Source organism: Ahrensia marina, assembly GCF_042140245.1.
Taxonomy (GTDB): domain Bacteria; phylum Pseudomonadota; class Alphaproteobacteria; order Rhizobiales; family MH13; genus MH13.
In genome coordinates, this window is sequence record NZ_CP159483.1 from 3,677,286 (window position 1) to 3,696,235 (window position 18,950).

The following is an 18,950-nucleotide window of genomic DNA, read 5'->3' on the forward strand; positions in this document are numbered from 1 at the left end:
CCGTGTTGGGTTGATTTCGACTGTGCGTTATGTGAACTTTTGTGCACTATTTGCACGACAGCCCTAACCATTAGCTGCCCGCGCACGATCTGAGGAGCATTCTATGTCGACCGAACCTAGGCCTACACAGTCCCGATCCCACCCTTGGATGGCGCTTTCGGCCCCAGGAGTCATCGATGAGATGCTGGCCGAAATCGGCGCACCCTCGGTAGAAGCACTTTTCGAACAGATCCCGCAGGATCACTACCGCAAGACGCCGCTTGATCTGCCGCCAGCACTCTCCAGCGAGATGGAACTGAAGCGCGATTTGGTCACGCGGCTCAAGCGCAACGAAACGTGCGAGGACAATCTGAACTTTCTTGGTGCCGGTGTCTGGCAACACCACGTGCCGGCGATTGTTGATGAGGTGGTTGGACGGACGGAGTTCGCCACCAATGTGTGGGGCAGCTACCAGTCTGATCATGGTCGCAACCAGACCTGGTTTGAGTTCTCCTCCCAACTTGGCGCGCTGCTCAACCTCGATGTGGTGCAGCTTCCCGTCTATTCCTGGGGCTGCGCGAGCGGCCATGCGATCCGCATGGCGGCCAAGATCACCGAGCGCAAGAAGGTTCTTGTCCCGCAGCTCAGCGATCCCGAGCGCCTGTCGGTGATCCGCACTTATTGCCAGCCGCAGGAGATGGAAAGTGCCATCGAGGTTGTCATGGTGGCAGCTGATCCAACGTCCGGACGGCTTGACCTCAACGATTTGAAGTCAAAGCTCGGTTCAGATGTTGCAGCGGTTTATTTTGAAAATCCTGCCTATCTTGGCACCATTGAAACTGGCGCAGCCGAGATTGCGAAGCTCGCCCGCGCGGCCGGTGCTGAAACCATTGTTGGCGTTGATCCCATCAGCCTTGGTGTGATGGCTGCGCCTGGTGACTATGGCGCTGATATCGTGACGGGGCCGGTCCAGCCTCTGGGCGTCCATATGCAGTGCGGGGGTGGTGCTGGTGGCTTCATCGCCTCGCGCGATGACGAAACTTACGTGCGCAGCTACAACGGCTTTCTTGTCTCCATCGCGCCGACTTTGGAAGAGGGCCAACACGCCTTTGGTCTGGCCTGTCCGCACCAAAACTCATATGGCATGCGCGAGTATGGGAATGACTGGACGGGCAACTCAACCTATCTCTGGGCAATTGCCGGCGCGGTTTACATGAGCCTGCTTGGCCCGGACGGCTTTGCTGAAGTGGGTCGTCTCATTGTCTCGCAGGCGCGTTACGCCGCCAAGCTTCTAGGCGAGGTGCCAGGCGTTCGGATCGTCTGGCCGGACACGCAGTTCAAAGAGTTCGTCGTCAACTTTGATGACGCAGGCAAAACCGTCGCGGAAATCAACGATGCGCTGCGCGCCAAAGGCATTTTCGGCGGCAAGGACATCTCCGGCGAAGGGCTGGGGGTTGGCCAAGCGGCGCTCTACTGCGTGACTGAAGTGCACACCGCCGCAGATATTCAACGCCTAGCCGACACCATGAAGGAGGTTCTGTCGTGAGCCGACTACCGAACTTTCACGCCGCCAAATGGGACGAGCCAGTTATCATGGAAATGGGCCGGCCCGGTGGGCGCGGACAGATCTTTCCGGCGCCGGAATCTGAGGTCATTAGCAGTGTTGGCGGTGATCTGATCCCTGGTGTCATGGCACGCACAGATCGCCCCGAACTGCCAGAGATCACCGAATTTGAGGCGCAGCGGCATTATCTGCACCTAAGCCAGATGACGCTCGGCATGATGGGTGTCAGCCTGTTCGGCACGTGCACGATGAAGTACAATTCCAAAACGTCGGAGTATGCGACGCTACGGCCTGAACTTGCTGAAGTTCACCCCTATCAGCATGAAGACACTCTTCAGGGTGTGCTTGGCATCATTCACGAGTTTGACGGCATTTTACGGTCGCTCTCCGGCATGGATCAGTTCATCTTCCAGGCCGGTGGTGGGGCGGATGCTGCCTACACCATGACGGCGCTTGCCCGAGCGTACTGGAAAGACAAAGGCCTGCTTGGCCAACGCACCGAGATGGTAACGTCAGCCCAGTCGCACCCCTGCAACCCAGCAACAGCGGCTGCGGCAGGTTTCAAGGTCGTGAACCTGCCGCTGGAAGAGAATGGCTATCCCTCGCTTGATGCGCTGAAAGCGGCAGTGAGCGACAAAACCGCTCTCATCATGCTCAACAACCCTGATGACATGGGCATCTACAACCCGGAGATCAAAGAGTGGGTGCGCGTTGCCAAGGAAGCTGGCGCGCTCTGCTTTTACGACCACGCGAACTTCAATGGCGTGATGGGTAAGCTCTCAGCGCGTGAACTGGGGTTTGATGCCTGCATGTTCATGCTACACAAAACCTTCGGCGCTCCCAAGGCCGGTGGCGGTCCAGCTGTCGGTGCCTTTGGATGCTCGGATGATCTTGCGCCTTACCTTCCAACACCCGTCGTGGTGAAAGAAGGCGACCATTATCGGCTTGATAACGACCGACCAAAATCGGCAGGCAAGGTGCGCGAGTATTGGGGCAATGTTCCCCAAGTCGTGAAAGCCTATGCCTGGGCGCGCGGCATGGGTGCGGAAGGCATTCAGCTGGCCTCTGATATCTCAGTGGTCGCGAACAATTACATGGACAAGCGTCTGTCAGAGATAGACGGGCTTGCGATCTCTAACTCCGATGTCAAAGCCCACCGGATGGAGATGACCCGCTGGTCGCTCGGACCTCTGGCAGAAGAAACAGGCATTGGAACCGTCGATTTTGCCAACCGCATGGCTGACTATGGCATTGATCCGTGGTGGATGAGTCATGAGCCGTGGATTGTCGCAGAACCTTTCACGCCGGAAGCAGGTGAGCTTTGGTCCAAAGAAGATATCGATCTATGGATCGATGTTGTCGCCAAGATCGTTGAGGAGGCACGCACCGACCCTGAGATGGTGAAGTCAGCGCCCCACAATCAGCCCGTTGCGCAGGTGAAAGGCGATGTTTTTGAGGACCCAAGTCAATGGGCGATGACCTGGCGGGCCTACAAGCGCAAAGTCATGGGTGATGCGCAGGCCGATCGCGGCGCTGCCTAGACCGTGTCTTGGGCATGGCCGTCAGTCAGCAAGCACCGAGATACCCTTCAACGGGGTGCTTGGTCGCTTGCCGAGAACCAATTCTGCAGTGAGCTGCGCCGTCATTGGGGCCGCGCTGAACCCCACCCATGGGAAGAGCGCCAGGAAGAAACCTCCGCAGCTGGGCACTTCACCCAGGATCGGGCGCCAGTCCGGCGTGCCGTTCACCCATGCCGTCCAACTGCGAACGGCACGCATCGCGCCAAGCTTGGGCACCACACCGGCTGCCACGCTCATGTTTCCGGTAAGACTCGTTGGGTCGGTGGCGAGCGTTCCGTCGCCTCGGCGGGCGGCAGGCCATCCGCCGCCGATGATGCAGCCGCCATTGGCGGCCTGTTTCAGCGAGAGCTTTCCGGCTGCCGAATAGACAAGGTGCGGGATCAACGGCGCGACTGGCTCAGTGACCGTGACTTGAAGCGGAAACCCGTCGATCTCGATGTTCACGCCGAGCATGGCAGCAATCGTACCAGCCTTAGCGCCAGCTGCATTGACAATGCGCTTAGCGCGAAACGACTCGGACGACGTTACGATCTCAAAACCCTCAGGTTCTTTGACGATGCCTGCGACCTTGGTGTTGCAGTGAATGGTAACGCCCGCACTTTGGGCAGCAACTGCAACAGCGGGGGTCGCACGCAGCGGGTTCGCCTTGCCCTCCATCGGGCAGTACCCGCCTCCAATCGCTTTGTCCGACAAGTATGGGGCAAGCGCCTGCAGTTCATCGCGGGAGAGCATTTTTGTCTCGACGCCATGCGCGCCTTCAATCGCGGCCTTCCGGGCGATAGTCTCCAATTGGGCATCTGTCTGCGCGACAACAACACCACCACCAAGCTTGACGTCCAGATCTTCACCAACACGATCCGAAAGCTCCTGCCACAGAGCCAGCGAGTCTTTCAAAAAGCCAAGACACGGACCGTAGGCTCGCGCCCACTCTTCTCCGTAAGCGGCAAACTCAGGGTACTGGATTTGCAGATGCAGCGACCCGGCATTGGCACCGGACGCCTGCGTGCCAAGATCGCCAGCTTCCAGCAGCGCAACATAAGCGCCAGCTTCAGCAAGGTTCCAAGCGGTCATCAACCCCGTGATGCCACCGCCGATCACAACCACATCAAAACGATCTGCCATCAGTGCAGCATCCCTTTCCGCTTCGATCCAATGAGGACACTATGAGCAAGAGTTTTTCCGGCAGTCACACAGTGACGGTTACACCCTTCACCGAAGGCGGACGTGCCATTGACTATGCTGCCTGGGAGAAGTTCCTGGATTGGCAGATGGCGTGCGGCGTGCCGGGCATCATTGTTCTGGGTACGACCGGTGAGTTCCTGACCATGACCGACGAGGAGCGCGAACAATTCGTCGCTCACACGGTCAAGTACATCAACGGACGCATCACCGTTTGGGTTGGCACGATGAACGCCTACACGCCCAACGCGGTGCGCTATTCCAAGCAAGCCGAGGACCTCGGTGCCGACGGGCTGATGATCATCCCGCCCTACTATTACACTCCGACCGATGATGAGATTTTCAACTACTACATGGCGATCTGTGATGCCTGCGATCTGCCAATCATGCTCTACAACAACCCCTTCACCTCGAACGTGGATATGAGCGCCAAACTGGTTGGCAGGCTCACCAAGAGCTTCGATCAGATCCGTTATATTAAAGAGGCTAGCCAGCGCATCGAACGCATTCACGACATCATCGTCGAGAGCGACGGGCTGATGAATGTCTGGGCCGGGCAACGCGTTCTTGAGAGCTATAAGATGGGCGCCAAGGGTTATGTGAACCCCTATGGCAACTACATCCCGCGCGCTTCTGTAAAGTTCGTCGAATGGGCGGAACAAGGTCGTTGGGACGATGTGCAAGCCGTGCAATCGGTGATCAGCAAGTTCGACACGATCATCACACAAGGTCATCCTCTCTACGGCCATCAATGCTACTCGAAGGCGCTCGCTGCCGCGGCTGGATATCCAGTTGGCGACGTTCGTGCGCCCATCACAACGTTCGAAAGCCTTGGCAAAGAAGGGCGGGAGCGCGTTGCGCGAATGGTACCCTTGATGGAAGAGCTGGAGCAGATCGTTGACACTATTGAAGACAGATCGGTGGCTGCAGAGTGAGGTCAACGGATATAGGCCGCACCATTCAGATCGATGGTCGCACCCGTCAGATGCCGGGCACGACCAGTCGCCAGAAAAACTGCTGTTTCAGCGATATCTTCCGGCGGCACCCATTCGCCCATCGGTAGGGTCGCTGTAACCGCATCCTCTCCGCCAAGCTTGGCAGCCGTATCGACAGACATCTGCGTGCGCACCACACCCGGTGCGATGATATACGCGAGAATGCCTTTGGCAGCGTAGTTTCGCGCGACTGTCTTGGTCGCAGCGGATATGGCGGCTTTGGATGCAGCGTAGGCAATTGCGCCAGGATGAGACGTGCCTCGGGTGGAAACCCAACTGCCAATCCCAACAATTGCGCCTTTCTCGTCAGCATCCAGCCATCGACGCACCGCGTGACGCATGAGACGCGCTGGCGCGTGCACATTGACCGTAATGGCTTCGGTCCAAACGGTATCCCACTCATCGATTGGGTCAGCAAAGCCGCCGGTTTGGCGCATGATGCCTGCATTGTTGACCAACACGTCGACGCGCCCTTCCGCCAGCTCAATTGTCTCATCCCAAAAACGATCGACAGCTTTCATGTCTGTAAAATCGGCTTGAACCAGGTGCGCCCGACCGTCGGTGGCGGCCTCTGCCCCTGATCGATCGCCTCCGTAGTGGGCGATCACAGTTGCACCTGCTTCAATCATCGCTCTAGCGGTTGCGGCGCCAATGCCTTTTGAGGCGCCTGTGACAACAATCGTTTTTCCGGTTAGCTCAGCCATGATCAGCTCCGTTTGACAAAGGGGGTGGCCGCAAGCGCTGGATTGCAGCGTGCATAGGGTGCTGGCAGCGCGATCTCGGCGCCCAGTGCTACGGCTGCTTTCCAAGTCCAGCGTGGATCCCACAGCATGCCGCGTGCCAACGCGACCAGGTCGGCCTGCCCGGTGGCTATGATCGTCTCGGCCTGCACGGGATCGGTGATCTGGCCAACCGCCATAACAGGCATGTCTGCCTCTCGCCGAATCGTTTCAGCAAACCCAACCTGGTAGCCTGGGCCGGTGGTGATCTGCTGTCGCTGATCAAGTCCGCCCGAAGTCACATCCAGTGCATCGCATCCGGCCTCTTTCAGAGCTTGGGCAAAGACGATGGAGCTTTCCAGATCCCATCCCCCTTCGATCCAGTCAGTCGCCGAAAGGCGCACCATGACAGGTTTTTCCGCTGGAAAAGCAGCCCGCACCGCTTTGAAGACTTCAAGCGGGTAGCGCATCCGGTTTTCCAGCGAACCACCATAGTGGTCCTGCCGTGTGTTGGTGATGGGTGAGAGAAACTCATGCAACAGATAACCATGGGCCACATGCAGCTCGACCATATCAAACCCTGCACGGTCCGCGCGCCGGGCTGAGTCCACAAACGCATTGCATACCCGTTCCATCGCGGCTTCATCCATGGCTCGTGGTTCGGGCCAACCTGGCAGATAGGGAACAGCAGACGGTGCGTCAGTGACCCAGCTGCCCGCTCCCTCAATCAAGCCACCACCTTCCCAGGGTGCGACCGTGCTGCCCTTTCGGCCGGAATGGCTCAGTTGAATGCCAACTCGAACATCAGCAACCGACTTCATGAACGCAACGATGGAGGCAAAGGCGTCTTCGCACTCATCGTCGTAAAGGCCAGTGCAGCCCGGCGTGATACGCCCGTTCGGCTCAACACCTGTCGCCTCGACGAATACAGTTCCAGGACCCGACATGGCGAACTGGCCCAGATGGGCCAGGTGCCATTGGCCAGGCACGCCATCGGTGGCCGCATATTGGCACATTGGCGAAACGACAACGCGATTGGGCACGGTAATCCCGCCCAGTTGGAAGGGTGTGAACAGTTGAGCGGACATGGAGACCTTGAACCTGTTGGAAAATGCGATTGATCGATGCCAATCGTGCGTTATAGTAACTTGTGTGCGCTATTTGAACATGGCGCGGAAAAGCAGACAAGCAGAAAGGTCCGTCCATGTCGCAGCTTAAAGTCGCCGCCAGCACCTTCCCCTTCCTTTACTCTCATGGTGGCCTGGATGCGCTGAAGCATCTGAAATCACTTGGCTATGACACGTATGAGCTGATGATCTTTCCGCCACACTGCTGGCCACGTGAGCTGACTGTGCGGGATCGCAAAGAGTATAAGGCGTGGCTCAATGGCGAAGGCGGACATGTCAGCAGCTTCTGCTATCCATTGCTCGACAACAATCCAAACGGCGTTGACCGGCTGATGCGTGCTTACACGCTGGACCGCTACAAAGAGGCCATCGACTTTTCTGCCGAACTGGAATGCCCCTATGTTGTGGCCATTCCTGGCCCCGTGAACAGCCTCATCAATCCACCCCACCAATGGATGCTGGACTGGTTTGTTGAAGGCATGAAGGAACTGGTTGCCTATGCCAAAGGCACTGGCGTTCAGCTGCTTCTGGAAAACGTGCCGTTCACCTACCTGCCAACGGCCAAGGATATGGTCGATACCGCTGCGCTGATCGGTCCGGAAGTCGGCGTGAACTTCGATGTGTGCAACAGCGCCTTCATCAAGGAAGACCCAGCCGAAGCGATCCGTATGCTGGGCAGCCTGGTGAAGAACGTTCACATCTCGGACTCAGGCTATGACGACTTTAAACACGCAAAGCTTGGAACCGGTATGGTTGAGCCCGGCCCTGCGGCCAAAGCGCTGAACGATATCGGCTATAGCGGTGTGACCGTGCTGGAGATCATCACCGATGCGTTGGCTGAAGGCGCTGATCCTGACGGCGACATTAAAGCCAGCCACGATATTTTGGCTGCCAATGGATGGGCCGCGCGCAGCTAAGGGTCGCGACCCTAAACCAAACCCGCTTCAACCGGCAAAACGACTCCCGTCATTCCCCCCGAGGCGTCTGACGCCAAAAAATGGGCCGCATTCGCCACGTCTCCTGGCGTGGCGAGGCGGCCCAAAGCGGACTCACTGGCCAAAGCTTGCAGCGCTTCATCCGGAGATGGTCCGCCTGTCTGATGGCGCGCTTCTACTCTACCCTTCAAAGCCTCAGTCGCGATAGGCCCTGGTGCTAAAGCGTTAACGCGTATGTTGCGCGGTCCAAGGTTCAGGGCGGCCGCACGCACCACCCCAATCACGGCATGTTTGGAGGCTGTATAAAGCACTTGCTGAGGGTGTGCTTTGTAGCCGTTGATCGAGGCCATCGCGATAACCGACCCGTGTCCGGAATCCTGCAGTGCACCAGCAAAAGCACCTATCGTGGCCGCCACACCCCAGACATTGACGCGCATGACGCGATCCCATTCAGCCCGATCCAACGCCTCCATGCCGCGCCAGGGCGGAACCAAGCCAGCATTGGCGACGACGATATCAACCATGCCAAGCTGCGATGCCAATGCCGAAAGGGCTGCATCAGCTTCATCGGTTGCCAAATCAATCCCAACGCCGTGCCAAGCTTTGGGCACATCACCAATCATACCGGGCAGGTCTACCGCGATGATCCTTGCACCAGCTTCGTGCAAGCGGTCAGCAATGGCGCGCCCCAGCCCAACCGCCGCTCCGGTGACAACAGCGCAGCGCCCCTCAAGCGTGTGATTGTTTTCCATGCCAAAACCCTCCAACACTGATGCACGTATCAGCGTTCAATTCTTGATTGCCTCTTCCGCACACTTGTGCGTTATGTGAACTCATGCAAGACAAATCGCCAAAATCACCCATGATAACGGTTCTAGGCGCAGGCTCTATCGGCGTCTCTTTCGCTGCGGCCTTTGCTGATGCAGGCACTAGTGTGACGCTCGCTGACCCAGACAATGAGCGCCGTAGCGCCGCAGATGCTGGTTTGATCGTGCAGCAAGAGGCCATCGAGATGGCTGGCCTTTCACGTGCTGGAACCGGACAGGTGAGCGTCGTTGATCATCCAGGCGAGCAGCTTGAGCATTCCGATTTGGTTATCGAATGCGGCCCAGAAAAGCTTGAGACCAAACAAGCCATTTTTGCCGACCTTTTGGCGCAGGCGGGTAAAGACACAATCCTAGCCACTGCATCGTCGGCGATCACAATCTCGCAGATCTTACCTGACACCTCACAACAAAGACGCTGCCTCGTCGCCCATCCAGTCAATCCGCCAGCTGTCCTGCGCGTCATTGAGCTTGTGCCCGCACCAGGCACAGATCCAACAGCAACCAAAAGCGCAGCGAGCCTCTTTGGTGCGGCAAGTTTTGAGGTTGTTCAATTGAACCACGAGATCGAAGGGTTCGTATTGAATCGTCTGCAAGGGGCGGTGCTTCGTGAAGCCTATCGCTTAATCAACGAAGACGTCACGGACGTCGCTGGGATCGAGGCGATCATGCGTATGGGCCTTGGTCCGCGCTGGGCACTCTCCGGCCCGTTTGAAACCGCTGAACTCAACACGCCCGGCGGCATCAAGGCGCACGCCGCCCGGATGGGACCAGCGTATAAACGTATCGGCGAGGCCCGTGGCGAAACGGTGGAGTGGAGTGATGCTCTGGTCGAAAGCGTCGACACACAAAGGCGGAAGGCGGTCCCGGCGGAGAAACTGGCCGATCGAGCAAAGTGGCGTGCCCGGGCGGTGGCACACCTTGTTGCCGCACGCGATAAGCTGATGCAGTACTGATCCTTCAATGATCGACAAAACCTTTCGCTTTGAAGACCAGGATATCCCCGCGCGGGATGGTCAGAGCGTGGCCGCAGCGTTGACCCAGGCGGGCATTCGCGCGTTCCGGGAAACCGCCAACGAGGATGAACGTGGCGTCTTCTGCGGCATGGGTGTCTGCCAGGATTGTCTTGTCACCATCAATGGAGAGCCCAATCAACGCGCCTGCATGACACTTGCTGAGGAAGGGATGAAGGTTCGCCGGCAAGTGGCGCTGCCTGAGTTTGGCGAGACCCCGTCTTCATCTCACGGTGAAGCACTTCGCTTATCGCCTGACGTCCTCATTATAGGTGGAGGCGCTGGAGGCTTATCGGCAGCCATTGCAGCGGCCTCGGCAGGTGCCTCCGTTGTCGTGCTGGATGAACGCAAGGTTGCTGGTGGGCAGTACTACAAGCAGGCAGCCAACGGCACGATCCTCGATCAACAGCAGGGTGATGGCGCCCGCTTGGTGAGCGAAGCCAAAGCCGCAGGTGCCCAGCTGATGTCAGGCGTGGAACTGTGGGGGGCGTTTGATGACCTCCAGTTTTTTGGCCATCACCATGGTGCCCCTCTCATCGCAACGCCGAAAACAGCTATTGTCGCGACTGGTGCCTATGAACGCCCCGTCACTGTCCCAGGCTGGACACTGCCAGGCGTGATGACGACGGGCGCTGCCCAAACGCTGTGGCGCAGCTACCAAACCTTGCCTGGCAAACGTGTTGCTGTTTGCGGCTCTGGTCCCTTGAATGTGCAAGTTGCGTTGGAGCTGGCCAAAGGCGGAGCAGAGATTGTTTACCTCGCCGAGCGCGCACCACCTGCCACGGCCAAGCCTTTGACGGCATTAGCAATGGCAGCCGCTGACCCCAAGTTGACGGCGCAAGGGCTTGGCATGCTGGCTGGTCTGCGGCAGCACGGCATCAAGGTACACAATGGGGCTGAGCTTATTGCCGTCGTCAAAGAGAAGGTTGGTCTTGCGGCAACGTTCCGCAGACGCTCAGGCCGCGAAGAGACAGTGCAAATCGATGCGCTTTGCATGAATGCAGGCTTTGAGCCGCAAAACGAAATCCTACGCCTTCTTGGTGCTCAGATGCACTACGACAAGGCGATGGGGCATCTGCGGTGCCAGAAAAGTGAGCGCATGGAAACCAGCGTTTCTGGCCTCTACGCAATTGGTGACTGCACCGGCCTTGGAGGTGCACCAGCCGCGCGGATCGAAGGCGAGATCGCTGGCGCTTGGGCCGCGGCAGCCACAGGTCACGGGAATAGCGAGGGCTTAGCAGCAAAACTTCACACGCTCAGCAAACACCGCACATTCCAAAGCAAGCTTTGGAAACTGTATGACATCGCCCCACAAGACACGGCGCCATTGCCCGATGAGACGATTATCTGCCGGTGCGAAGAGCTCACGCTCGGCGATGTTCGTGATGGGCTTTCGACGGAACCGGGTCACGTGGGCACATTAAAGCGCGCAACTCGCGTTGGTATGGGCCGTTGCCAAGGACGCTATTGCGGCCCAATTGCCGCGCGGATGGTTTCTGACGCAACTGGCAAACCAATCGAAGATCTCAGCTTCTTTGCACCACGGGTGCCAATCAAGCCTGTCGCAATCTCAGCCATCTTGGCCGCTCAAGAGGTGATGGACGAGGCAGCCGATGACAGCGATTGACACGCTTGTCATCGGCGGGGGCATCACTGGGACCGTCGCCGCTATTGCCCTTGCCAAGCAAGGTGCGCGGGTCACAGTTCTCGATGCAGGAACAAACGCTGGGTCAGATGCCAATGCAGGGTCACTGCATGTGCAGATGCAGAGCCGCTTTATGCGCCTCTACCCCGACCAGGTTCCCAATGTGGAAGCCTCTTTACCTTTCTACCGCGAAGCTGCCGAAGAATGGGCCCGTCTGGATGAGCAGCTCGGCGGACTAGACCTGATCCGTGAAGGCGGTCTGATGCTGGCCGAAAGCCACGAACAGTTGGCTTTTCTGGAAGCCAAGGCCGCACGCGAATCCAGCAAAGGTTTATCGGTGGAGATTCTTGACCGATCAGCGCTTGATGCGGTGGCCCCATGGCTGGGCCGACAAATCGTTGGCGCTGAACTCTGCAAGGATGAAGGCAAGCTCAACCCACTGATCGCCAATGCCAAGCTGCAGGCTTTGGCAAAGCAGCTTGGCGTGGAGCGCCATACCGCATGCGTTCGACGGATTGAGGTACAAACGGACGGTATTGAGGCCATCACGAGCAAAGGCGTTTTTCGCGCTGACCAAAGTGTTCTGGCAGCCGCCTGGGGGTCAGGAGATTTGGTGGCGCCTTTTGGCATCACCATTCCGTCGAAGGCTGAACCACTCCATATGAACATTACTGAGGCAGGCGCACCGGCCATTCACCACCTTGTGCAGCATGCCGAACGCTCCATAACGCTGAAACAGTTCGGGTCGGGGCAGATCGTGATTGGGGGCGGTTGGCCGGCAAAAAGCCGTGGCAAAGTGAACCCGCCCAGCGTTCAATCGTTTTCATTGTTGGGCAATGTAGCGCTGGCCGCCAAGCTTGTGCCCGGTATCACTGGCTTACGCATCATCCGCACATGGGCTGGCATGAACACTACCACTGACGGGGCATCGGTTGTTGGGCGGCTACCCCAATCGGAAAGGATCGTGATGGCCATACCCGGGGATGCTGGCTACACCCTTGGGCCGCTGGTTGGGCGAATGGCAGCGGAGATTGCCCATGGCCAAACGCCAACCATGGACATAGAGCGCTTTTCGCCAGACCGCTTCGCTGCTTGAGCCTACCGGCGCAGCGCTTGCGAGATTTTTCCGACTGTTTCCTGCAGTTTTGGCAGGATGAAATCCTCCATTTCCGTAGTGGTCATCCGCAAGGTTGGGACGCCGACATTGATCGACCCAGCCATCACACCAGAAGAAAGGTAGAGGGGCACGGCAATGGACATCAGACCTGTTTCCAACTCCTGATCAACAAGAGACCAGCCCTTCTCACGCACATCCTCCAGGATCTTTCGGAACTCACCCCGGTCCGTGACCGTTCGGTCTGTCATACGCGTCAACGGGATACTTTGGAGCATGCCAAGCCACTGATCCTCGGGCAGACCCGCCAACAGAACACGACCCGTAGCGGTGGCATGGGCAGGAAAACGCCGTCCAACGGTGATGCCCACGCTAATCACGCGATGAAACTGTGTGCCGCTGACATAGACAACATCAAAATTGTCCAGGATCGCGGCCGAGACACTCTCGCGCGTTTCCTCCGACAGATGCTCAATGAAAGGGCGGGCAATATCCCAGGTGCCCTTTGATGACAGCACCGAAAAACCGAGCTCAAGCACTTGTGGGGTCAGATCAAACAACCGCCCATCGGCCACGGCATAGCCTTCACGCACCAGAGTTAAAAGAATTCTGCGCGCCCCAGCACGGGTGTTTCCGGTCTCTGCGGCGACCTCGGACAGGGTCATTTTACGCCGCGTTCTATTAAATGCACGAAGTACATCCAGGCCACGCGCCAGAGAACTGACGTAATCGCGTGAGTTGGGCGCGTTTTCGCCGTTCTCATCTATCTCGTCGGGAGCAGCCGTCATCAATCCAGACGGCGCATCAGAAGCCTTTGATCTGCGCTTTACTGCACCTGCACTGTCACCAGTCGCCTTGTCCCTTGGCTTACCGGCCATGACACCTCACTCATCATCATTAGTTCTTGGTCCATAAAGAAAGGACCGATTCCGCACAAATGTCTGCCTAACACACTGCTTGTGCAACGGGCAGACAAAGAATTGCGGAAAAACACTTGCGCACACCCCCATATCGGTCAATTATCGCACAAGCGTTCGCTATGTGAACTTTTTGAAGAAATGGGAGACTTCAACGTGACCGATAAAAACGACAGCAAGATGGGCATCTCACGCCGAACAGCCTTGAAGGGCTTGGCTGCGACCACGGCGATGACCGCCATGCCGTTCAGCATCGCACGGGCGCAGAGCGATGTTACACTGCGTTGGTGGTCCCCTCAGGCGGCGCCAGCTCAGGTTGAAGCCTATGAGCTGCAAATTGCCAACTTCGAAGCGGCCACGGGTATCCGCGTTGAGTTCGAGACAACGTCAGATGAAGGCTATGCCCCACAGCTCGCCGCTGCGTTCTCATCCGGTGAAGTGCCCGATATCGTCACCCACCTGCCATCGTTTGCGGTCCAGTCCTATTACGCCAATGATCTTTTGGTGCCGTTCAATGATGTGATCGAAGCCATCGGCACCAACGACTACTTCCCCGGCGCCAACAATGTGTATCGCGCGGCGGATGGCAACTACTGCGGTACCGGCATCGGTAACTCGGCCGCGAACATGCTGTGGCTTCGTAAGGATTTGATGGAAGAAGCTGGCATCGATAGCGCGCCTGAGACTTGGGACGAGCTTCGTGCCGCTGTTTCTGCGATGCAAACCGGTGGTCTGTTTGGTGCACCGCTGCCCTACGGTCGCAACTCCATGACCTCGCTGATCTTCATCGGCTTCATCCATCAGGCTGGCGGCCAGGTGTTCTCACCTGACCTGGAGGTTGCCATCGACAATGAAGGCACGCGCAACGCGTTGGAATTCTACCGCGAAATGCGTGAATTCTGCCCTCCAGGAGCAACCAACTATTCGTGGGGCGAGAGCCTGACAGCCTTTGTATCGGGTGCAACTGCCACAGGTATCTACACCGGTCGGGTTCTGGCCAACGTCAACAACCAGAATCCAGGCATCGCCGACAGCGTGACCTGTGTACGCTATCCGCGCATCTCCACCGATGTCGCGCCATGGACCTTCAACGACTTCCCATCGGTGTTTATCCCCGCACAGTCTCAAAACATTGATGCCGCCAAACAGTTTGCAGCGTTCTTGTTCGATCCGGAAGGCTACATCAAACAGCTGCATGCCGCACCAGGACACGTGTTGCCGGTGTTGCAGTCGATCAACAATGATCCGATGTACCAGGACAACGACATCATTCAGAAGTACGCACCAGAAGTCGAGCTCATGGCCGAGTCAGCCGCTGGTGGCTTCAACCTTGGTTATGAAAGCGCAGAACACGCTTCCAATGAGAAAGCCGGCGAGATCATTGGTTCCAATGTCATCTCTGATCTGGTGCAGAAGGTTGTGCTCAACGGCGACAATGTCGATACCGCGTTGAGCGATGCGTCCATGGCTATTGAAGCAATCGTTAACGGCTAGCCGCATCATATCACCTTGTCGCAAGGCTTAACCGCCCCTCAGCTGACGCTGAGGGGCGGTTGATGGCCCTTTGAAAGAACTCAATGTCCACCGCTCCAAAAACACTGCTTGAAAAGCGCTATGCGATGCTCGGCGTGATGCTGATCGCACCAACGGTTATCGTGTTCGGCTCGGTGATCGTCTATCCGCTGCTCTCAGCGATTTACCTGTCCTTTTTCAACATCTTCACACCCACGCTCGAAGGCGGATTCGTTGGCTTTGCCAACTATGTGGAGCTGCTGCAAACGGGTGCGTTTTGGAACGCCCTGGGTAACACGCTTATCTGGACCATCGGCACGCTAACGCTGCAAATTGTGTTTGGCGTCGGTATGGCCCTAGTGCTCCACCAAAACATTTGGTTTCGCAGCTTGGCGCGCTCGCTGATCCTGTTTCCCTATTTCATCTCCACCGTGGTTGCCGTCTTGGTTTGGAAGTGGCTGTTCAATGATCTTTACGGGATCATGAATCACTTCCTGATCACCATTGGGCTGATCGAGTTCCCGATGGATTATCTGGGTACTATGCCCAATGCGATGATCTCAGTGATCCTTGTTGGCGCATGGAAATACTTTCCTTTCGTGGTGATCGCGGTGCTGGCTCGTCTCCAAACGATCCCTGATGCGCTTTACGAGGCCGCAAAGATTGACGGCGCCGGGCCGATTGCCCGCTTCTTTGATGTGACGCTGCCACAGTTGCGCGACGTCCTGGTTGTCATCATCCTCTTGCGGGCGATCTGGGACTTTAAAGAGTTCGATCTGATCTTCCTGCTCACAGGTGGAGGGCCTCTTAGCGACACTCAGACCCTGCCGCTTCTGGTCTATCAAGAAGCCTTTGCGCTCAATGATATGGGCATGGCGTCAGCCTTTGCGGTTGTGATGATGCTGATCATGCTGGTGTTCATGATCGTCTACATCCGCCGTACGCGCACTGAGGAGGATGCTTGATGTCTTTTGTCAGAAAGTTTGCGTTCAACATCTTCGCCTGGGCCATCGTTCTGGCCGTCGCATTCCCATTGTTTTGGATGCTGGTAACGTCGGTTAAACCTGGGTTTGAGTTGTTCCGCCGCCCGCCAACCATGTTGCCTGAAACGTGGACCTTTGAGCACTATTGGCACCTGCTGGAGCGCACGAATTTCCTCACCTATTTCCGCAACTCGGTCATCCTCTCAACCGTCACAACCTTTGTGGTGGTCGCGATTGGCACACTGGGTGCCTACAGCCTTGTTCGCTTCAAGTTCCGTGGCCGGGAAACGCTCGCGTTTTTGGTGCTTTTTACCTATCTGCTTCCTTCCGTGGTGCTGATCATCCCGCTCTACTTGCTTCTGGTGAACCTTGGCCTGGCCAACACCATCTTTAGCCTGGTCATCGCCTACACCACGTTTGCGTTGCCCTATGCTCTTTGGTTGCTGCGCTCCTTCATGGCGGGCATCCCAGAAGACCTTGAAAGCGCGGCATTGGTGGATGGAGCTTCGCGGCTTGGCGCCTTCTGGGATGTGATCCTGCCGCAACTTCTGCCAGGGATCATTTCAACGGCTCTGTTCACCTTCATCCTCAGCTGGAACGAATATCTCTACGCGCTTGTGCTGGTGAACTCGGACAGTGCGCGCCCTCTGACGACCGGCGTGATGAACATGCTGGTGTCGTCGTTCAACATTGAGTGGTCACTGCTCATGGCGGCTTCAGTGATGATGAGCGTGCCGCTCATTATCGTTTTCGCCTTCCTGCAAAGTTATCTAACGCGCGGCTTTGGTGCCGGCGGAGTGAAAGGTTAGTTTATGGCCGCTGTGGTCTTCTCCAACGTGCGAAAAGAGTTCGGCTCGTTCACCGCTGTACACGGTCTCGACTTGTCGATCGAAGAGGGTGAATTTGTCTCGCTTCTTGGCCCATCAGGGTGCGGCAAGACAACGACGCTGCGCATGTTGGCTGGTCTTGAATTCCCAACCTCGGGAGAAATTCACATCGGTGAACGCGTGGTCAATGACGTCGCGCCAGGCCAGCGGGACATCGCGATGGTGTTTCAATCCTATGCGCTCTACCCGCACATGACGGTGGCACAGAACATTGCTTACCCGTTGAAGAAGCGGGGCGTGGCAGCTGCAGAGCAGAAGACGCAGGTTGCGGCCACTGCCGAATTGCTACAGCTTACTGAGCTTCTGGGCCGCAAGCCGCGTCAGCTTTCCGGTGGCCAGCAACAGCGCGTGGCTCTTGGCCGGGCTTTGGTACGCGACCCCAAAGTCTTCCTCCTTGATGAACCTCTCTCAAACCTTGATGCCAAACTGCGCGGCTACATGCGCGTGGAGCTGGTCGAACTGCACCGACGCCTCGGTCGAACAATGGTCTACGTGACCCATGATCAGCTTGAAGCGATGACCATGTCAGATCGCATCGCGGTGATGGAGGGTGGTGAGCTTCAACAATTCGCTGCGCCGACCGAAGTCTATGCCGCCCCAGCGAACCGCTTTGTTGCGAGCTTTATTGGCACGCCTGGCATGACCCTGATGGATGGCGAATTGTCCAACGAAGGCGATAAGTGGCTATTCAAGACCGATGGCGTTTCATTGAACGTTGGGCAGTTGGGAGAGGAGGCCTCAGCGGGGCCTGCCTGTCTTGGTGTTCGCCCAGAGCATGTTCAGATTGGTGACGGGCCTATCAAAGGTGTCATCCAGGTTGTGGAGAAAACAGGCCACGAAAACATTGTGGTTCTGGAACTTTCAGGCGGCCAACGCCTAACGGGTCGAGTGCCTGCTCCCCAGTCATGGAACCCAGGTGAGACGGTCTCTCTGTCCTTTGATGCAGGCAATGCGCACCTGTTTGGGCCCGGTCCGAAGGGTCCACGCCTTAATCGTACACCATCTGCCAACAGCAATGACCTGCCCTCACCCGCCCTTCAGAAAGCACTGCCATGAACAGAGACAGCATCGACTGGACCGGACCGATGCCAGCGGTCACCACGCCTTTTCATGCTGATCTTTCGATGGATGAGGAAGGCTTCGTCGGCAATATCAATAGGCTTCTGGACGCAGGAGCAACGGGTATCGTTGCGGCCGGTTGCACCGGTGAATTTTGGGCACTGTCGTTTGCCGAGCGTGAGCGCCTGGCTGAGCTGACGGTTGAGGCGTGCAAAGGGCGCGGACCAGCGATCGTTGGCACCGGCTCCATCCGCGAAGGCGAAGTGATCGAGCAGATCGACGCCGCTCGATCTGCAGGGGCAGATGCTGTGCTCGTGATGCCGGCCTACTTTGCCCATCTCTCCGACAGCGAAACCATTGAGCATTTTACCGCCATCGACGCGAAATCAACGCTGCCGATTGTGCTCTACAACATTCCTGGAAATGCCGGAAACGCCATAACACCGGCCATTGCCGACAAGCTTGCCGATCTCGACAATGTGGTTGCCATCAAAGAAAGCAGCGGCGCCTGGCAGAATTTCCATCAGACACTGAACGCGGTGAAAGATCGTATTCGCGTGTTCTGTGGACCGTCCTCCACCATTGGAGTGGCAGCTGCTCTTGCTGGTGCTGACGGACATATCGATTGCTTCCCCAATGTATGGGAAGAGTGCATGCAGCTTTGGCATAAAACCAAGGCAGGCGCGATGGATGAAGCCTGGGCCTTACAAGCGACCGGTCAAACGATGACTGAGCTTTTCATCAGCGACGGCAGAACGCTGTATCCAGCGACCAAAGCTGCGATGAATTTTCTCGGGTTCCCTGGTGGGGGCGTACCACGTCCGCCACTGCGCCCGCTTGCTGGAGACGCCCTCAAAGGGCTTCAGGCTGGCATGGAAGATCTAATTGGAAACAACAAGCAGGTCGCCTGACCGCTTC

General features: G+C 57.3%; 17 protein-coding genes. 12 read left to right on the plus strand and 5 right to left on the minus strand.

Annotated elements, in window-relative coordinates; genetic code table 11:
* Positions 1–103: 103 nt before the first annotated feature.
* The gene (gcvPA, locus tag ABWH92_RS17810) at positions 104–1,525 is read left to right on the plus strand and encodes an aminomethyl-transferring glycine dehydrogenase subunit GcvPA (RefSeq protein ID WP_375570687.1); all 1,422 of its coding nucleotides are present in this window, start codon (positions 104–106) and stop codon (positions 1,523–1,525) included.
* Positions 1,522–3,084 (plus strand): aminomethyl-transferring glycine dehydrogenase subunit GcvPB, encoded by a 1,563-nt coding sequence (gcvPB, locus tag ABWH92_RS17815; RefSeq protein ID WP_375570689.1) that lies wholly within the window; start codon positions 1,522–1,524, stop codon positions 3,082–3,084. Before gcvPA ends, gcvPB begins: the two co-directional genes overlap by 4 nt.
* 21 nt (positions 3,085–3,105) lie before the next feature.
* On the opposite strand, the gene ABWH92_RS17820 is transcribed toward gcvPB, so the two are convergent.
* Positions 3,106–4,245: an NAD(P)/FAD-dependent oxidoreductase gene (locus ABWH92_RS17820; protein ID WP_375570690.1), complete on the minus strand. Its 1,140-nt coding sequence runs from the start codon at positions 4,243–4,245 to the stop codon at positions 3,106–3,108.
* Between the two features lie 41 nt (positions 4,246–4,286).
* Here ABWH92_RS17820 and ABWH92_RS17825 point away from each other — a divergent pair, with 41 nt between their 5' ends.
* A complete protein-coding gene (locus ABWH92_RS17825) occupies positions 4,287–5,237 on the plus strand; it encodes a dihydrodipicolinate synthase family protein (protein ID WP_375570692.1) in 951 nt (316 codons plus the stop codon).
* A gap of 2 nt (positions 5,238–5,239) precedes the next feature.
* Here the strand turns inward: ABWH92_RS17825 and ABWH92_RS17830 are convergent, their stop codons facing one another.
* Positions 5,240–6,001, minus strand: a complete 762-nt coding sequence (locus tag ABWH92_RS17830; RefSeq protein ID WP_375570694.1) for an SDR family NAD(P)-dependent oxidoreductase — start codon at positions 5,999–6,001, stop codon at positions 5,240–5,242.
* A gap of 2 nt (positions 6,002–6,003) precedes the next feature.
* The gene (locus tag ABWH92_RS17835) at positions 6,004–7,104 is read right to left on the minus strand and encodes an NADH:flavin oxidoreductase/NADH oxidase (protein ID WP_375570696.1); all 1,101 of its coding nucleotides are present in this window, start codon (positions 7,102–7,104) and stop codon (positions 6,004–6,006) included.
* Between the two features lie 116 nt (positions 7,105–7,220).
* Here ABWH92_RS17835 and ABWH92_RS17840 point away from each other — a divergent pair, with 116 nt between their 5' ends.
* Entirely contained in the window at positions 7,221–8,060 is an 840-nt protein-coding gene (locus ABWH92_RS17840) for a sugar phosphate isomerase/epimerase family protein (protein WP_375570698.1), read from the plus strand.
* An 11-nt stretch (positions 8,061–8,071) separates the two neighbouring features.
* On the opposite strand, the gene ABWH92_RS17845 is transcribed toward ABWH92_RS17840, so the two are convergent.
* Positions 8,072–8,830, minus strand: a complete 759-nt coding sequence (locus ABWH92_RS17845; protein ID WP_375570700.1) for an SDR family NAD(P)-dependent oxidoreductase — start codon at positions 8,828–8,830, stop codon at positions 8,072–8,074.
* 110 nt (positions 8,831–8,940) lie between these two features.
* On the opposite strand from ABWH92_RS17845, the gene ABWH92_RS17850 reads away from it, so the two are divergent.
* Genes ABWH92_RS17850 through ABWH92_RS17860 form a run of 3 tightly spaced genes read left to right on the plus strand, consistent with a single transcriptional unit; the run spans position 8,941 to position 12,656 of the window.
* Positions 8,941–9,858 carry a 3-hydroxyacyl-CoA dehydrogenase NAD-binding domain-containing protein gene (locus ABWH92_RS17850; protein ID WP_375570702.1) on the plus strand — a complete coding sequence of 306 codons (918 nt, stop codon included), beginning with the start codon at positions 8,941–8,943 and terminating at the stop codon, positions 9,856–9,858.
* A 7-nt stretch (positions 9,859–9,865) separates the two neighbouring features.
* Positions 9,866–11,542 (plus strand): FAD-dependent oxidoreductase, encoded by a 1,677-nt coding sequence (locus ABWH92_RS17855; RefSeq protein ID WP_375570704.1) that lies wholly within the window; start codon positions 9,866–9,868, stop codon positions 11,540–11,542.
* On the plus strand, positions 11,529–12,656 hold the full coding sequence (locus ABWH92_RS17860; RefSeq protein ID WP_375570706.1) for an NAD(P)/FAD-dependent oxidoreductase: 1,128 nt from the start codon (positions 11,529–11,531) through the stop codon (positions 12,654–12,656). The genes ABWH92_RS17855 and ABWH92_RS17860 overlap by 14 nt, the downstream gene beginning before the upstream one ends.
* A gap of 2 nt (positions 12,657–12,658) precedes the next feature.
* Here the strand turns inward: ABWH92_RS17860 and ABWH92_RS17865 are convergent, their stop codons facing one another.
* Positions 12,659–13,552, minus strand: coding sequence for an IclR family transcriptional regulator C-terminal domain-containing protein (locus tag ABWH92_RS17865; RefSeq protein WP_375570708.1), 894 nt, complete (start codon positions 13,550–13,552; stop codon positions 12,659–12,661).
* A 195-nt stretch (positions 13,553–13,747) separates the two neighbouring features.
* Between ABWH92_RS17865 and ABWH92_RS17870 the strand changes: the two genes are divergently transcribed.
* The 5 genes from ABWH92_RS17870 to ABWH92_RS17890 all read left to right on the plus strand — a co-directional run bounded on the left by ABWH92_RS17870 (position 13,748) and on the right by ABWH92_RS17890 (position 18,943).
* Positions 13,748–15,085, plus strand: coding sequence for an ABC transporter substrate-binding protein (locus ABWH92_RS17870; protein WP_375570710.1), 1,338 nt, complete (start codon positions 13,748–13,750; stop codon positions 15,083–15,085).
* Positions 15,086–15,168: 83 nt separating this feature from the next.
* Positions 15,169–16,068, plus strand: coding sequence for a carbohydrate ABC transporter permease (locus ABWH92_RS17875; RefSeq protein WP_375570712.1), 900 nt, complete (start codon positions 15,169–15,171; stop codon positions 16,066–16,068).
* A complete protein-coding gene (locus ABWH92_RS17880) occupies positions 16,068–16,895 on the plus strand; it encodes a carbohydrate ABC transporter permease (protein ID WP_375570714.1) in 828 nt (275 codons plus the stop codon). Before ABWH92_RS17875 ends, ABWH92_RS17880 begins: the two co-directional genes overlap by 1 nt.
* A 3-nt stretch (positions 16,896–16,898) precedes the next feature.
* Positions 16,899–18,029, plus strand: coding sequence for an ABC transporter ATP-binding protein (locus ABWH92_RS17885; protein ID WP_375570716.1), 1,131 nt, complete (start codon positions 16,899–16,901; stop codon positions 18,027–18,029).
* On the plus strand, positions 18,026–18,943 hold the full coding sequence (locus tag ABWH92_RS17890) for a dihydrodipicolinate synthase family protein (RefSeq protein ID WP_375570718.1): 918 nt from the start codon (positions 18,026–18,028) through the stop codon (positions 18,941–18,943). The genes ABWH92_RS17885 and ABWH92_RS17890 overlap by 4 nt, the downstream gene beginning before the upstream one ends.
* Positions 18,944–18,950 lie beyond the last annotated feature (7 nt).

Bases quoted from the DNA above. Each gene is read 5' to 3' on its own strand.
- gcvPA (WP_375570687.1), top strand. From the start codon at position 104: ATGTCGACCGAACCTAGGCCTACACAGTCCCGATCCCACCCTTGGATG.
- ABWH92_RS17820 (WP_375570690.1), bottom strand. From the start codon at position 4,245: ATGGCAGATCGTTTTGATGTGGTTGTGATCGGCGGTGGCATCACGGGG.
- ABWH92_RS17825 (WP_375570692.1), top strand. From the start codon at position 4,287: ATGAGCAAGAGTTTTTCCGGCAGTCACACAGTGACGGTTACACCCTTC.
- ABWH92_RS17830 (WP_375570694.1), bottom strand. From the start codon at position 6,001: ATGGCTGAGCTAACCGGAAAAACGATTGTTGTCACAGGCGCCTCAAAA.
- ABWH92_RS17835 (WP_375570696.1), bottom strand. From the start codon at position 7,104: ATGTCCGCTCAACTGTTCACACCCTTCCAACTGGGCGGGATTACCGTG.
- ABWH92_RS17840 (WP_375570698.1), top strand. From the start codon at position 7,221: ATGTCGCAGCTTAAAGTCGCCGCCAGCACCTTCCCCTTCCTTTACTCT.
- ABWH92_RS17845 (WP_375570700.1), bottom strand. From the start codon at position 8,830: ATGGAAAACAATCACACGCTTGAGGGGCGCTGCGCTGTTGTCACCGGA.
- ABWH92_RS17850 (WP_375570702.1), top strand. From the start codon at position 8,941: ATGATAACGGTTCTAGGCGCAGGCTCTATCGGCGTCTCTTTCGCTGCG.
- ABWH92_RS17855 (WP_375570704.1), top strand. From the start codon at position 9,866: ATGATCGACAAAACCTTTCGCTTTGAAGACCAGGATATCCCCGCGCGG.
- ABWH92_RS17860 (WP_375570706.1), top strand. From the start codon at position 11,529: ATGACAGCGATTGACACGCTTGTCATCGGCGGGGGCATCACTGGGACC.
- ABWH92_RS17865 (WP_375570708.1), bottom strand. From the start codon at position 13,552: ATGGCCGGTAAGCCAAGGGACAAGGCGACTGGTGACAGTGCAGGTGCA.
- ABWH92_RS17875 (WP_375570712.1), top strand. From the start codon at position 15,169: ATGTCCACCGCTCCAAAAACACTGCTTGAAAAGCGCTATGCGATGCTC.
- ABWH92_RS17880 (WP_375570714.1), top strand. From the start codon at position 16,068: ATGTCTTTTGTCAGAAAGTTTGCGTTCAACATCTTCGCCTGGGCCATC.
- ABWH92_RS17885 (WP_375570716.1), top strand. From the start codon at position 16,899: ATGGCCGCTGTGGTCTTCTCCAACGTGCGAAAAGAGTTCGGCTCGTTC.
- ABWH92_RS17890 (WP_375570718.1), top strand. From the start codon at position 18,026: ATGAACAGAGACAGCATCGACTGGACCGGACCGATGCCAGCGGTCACC.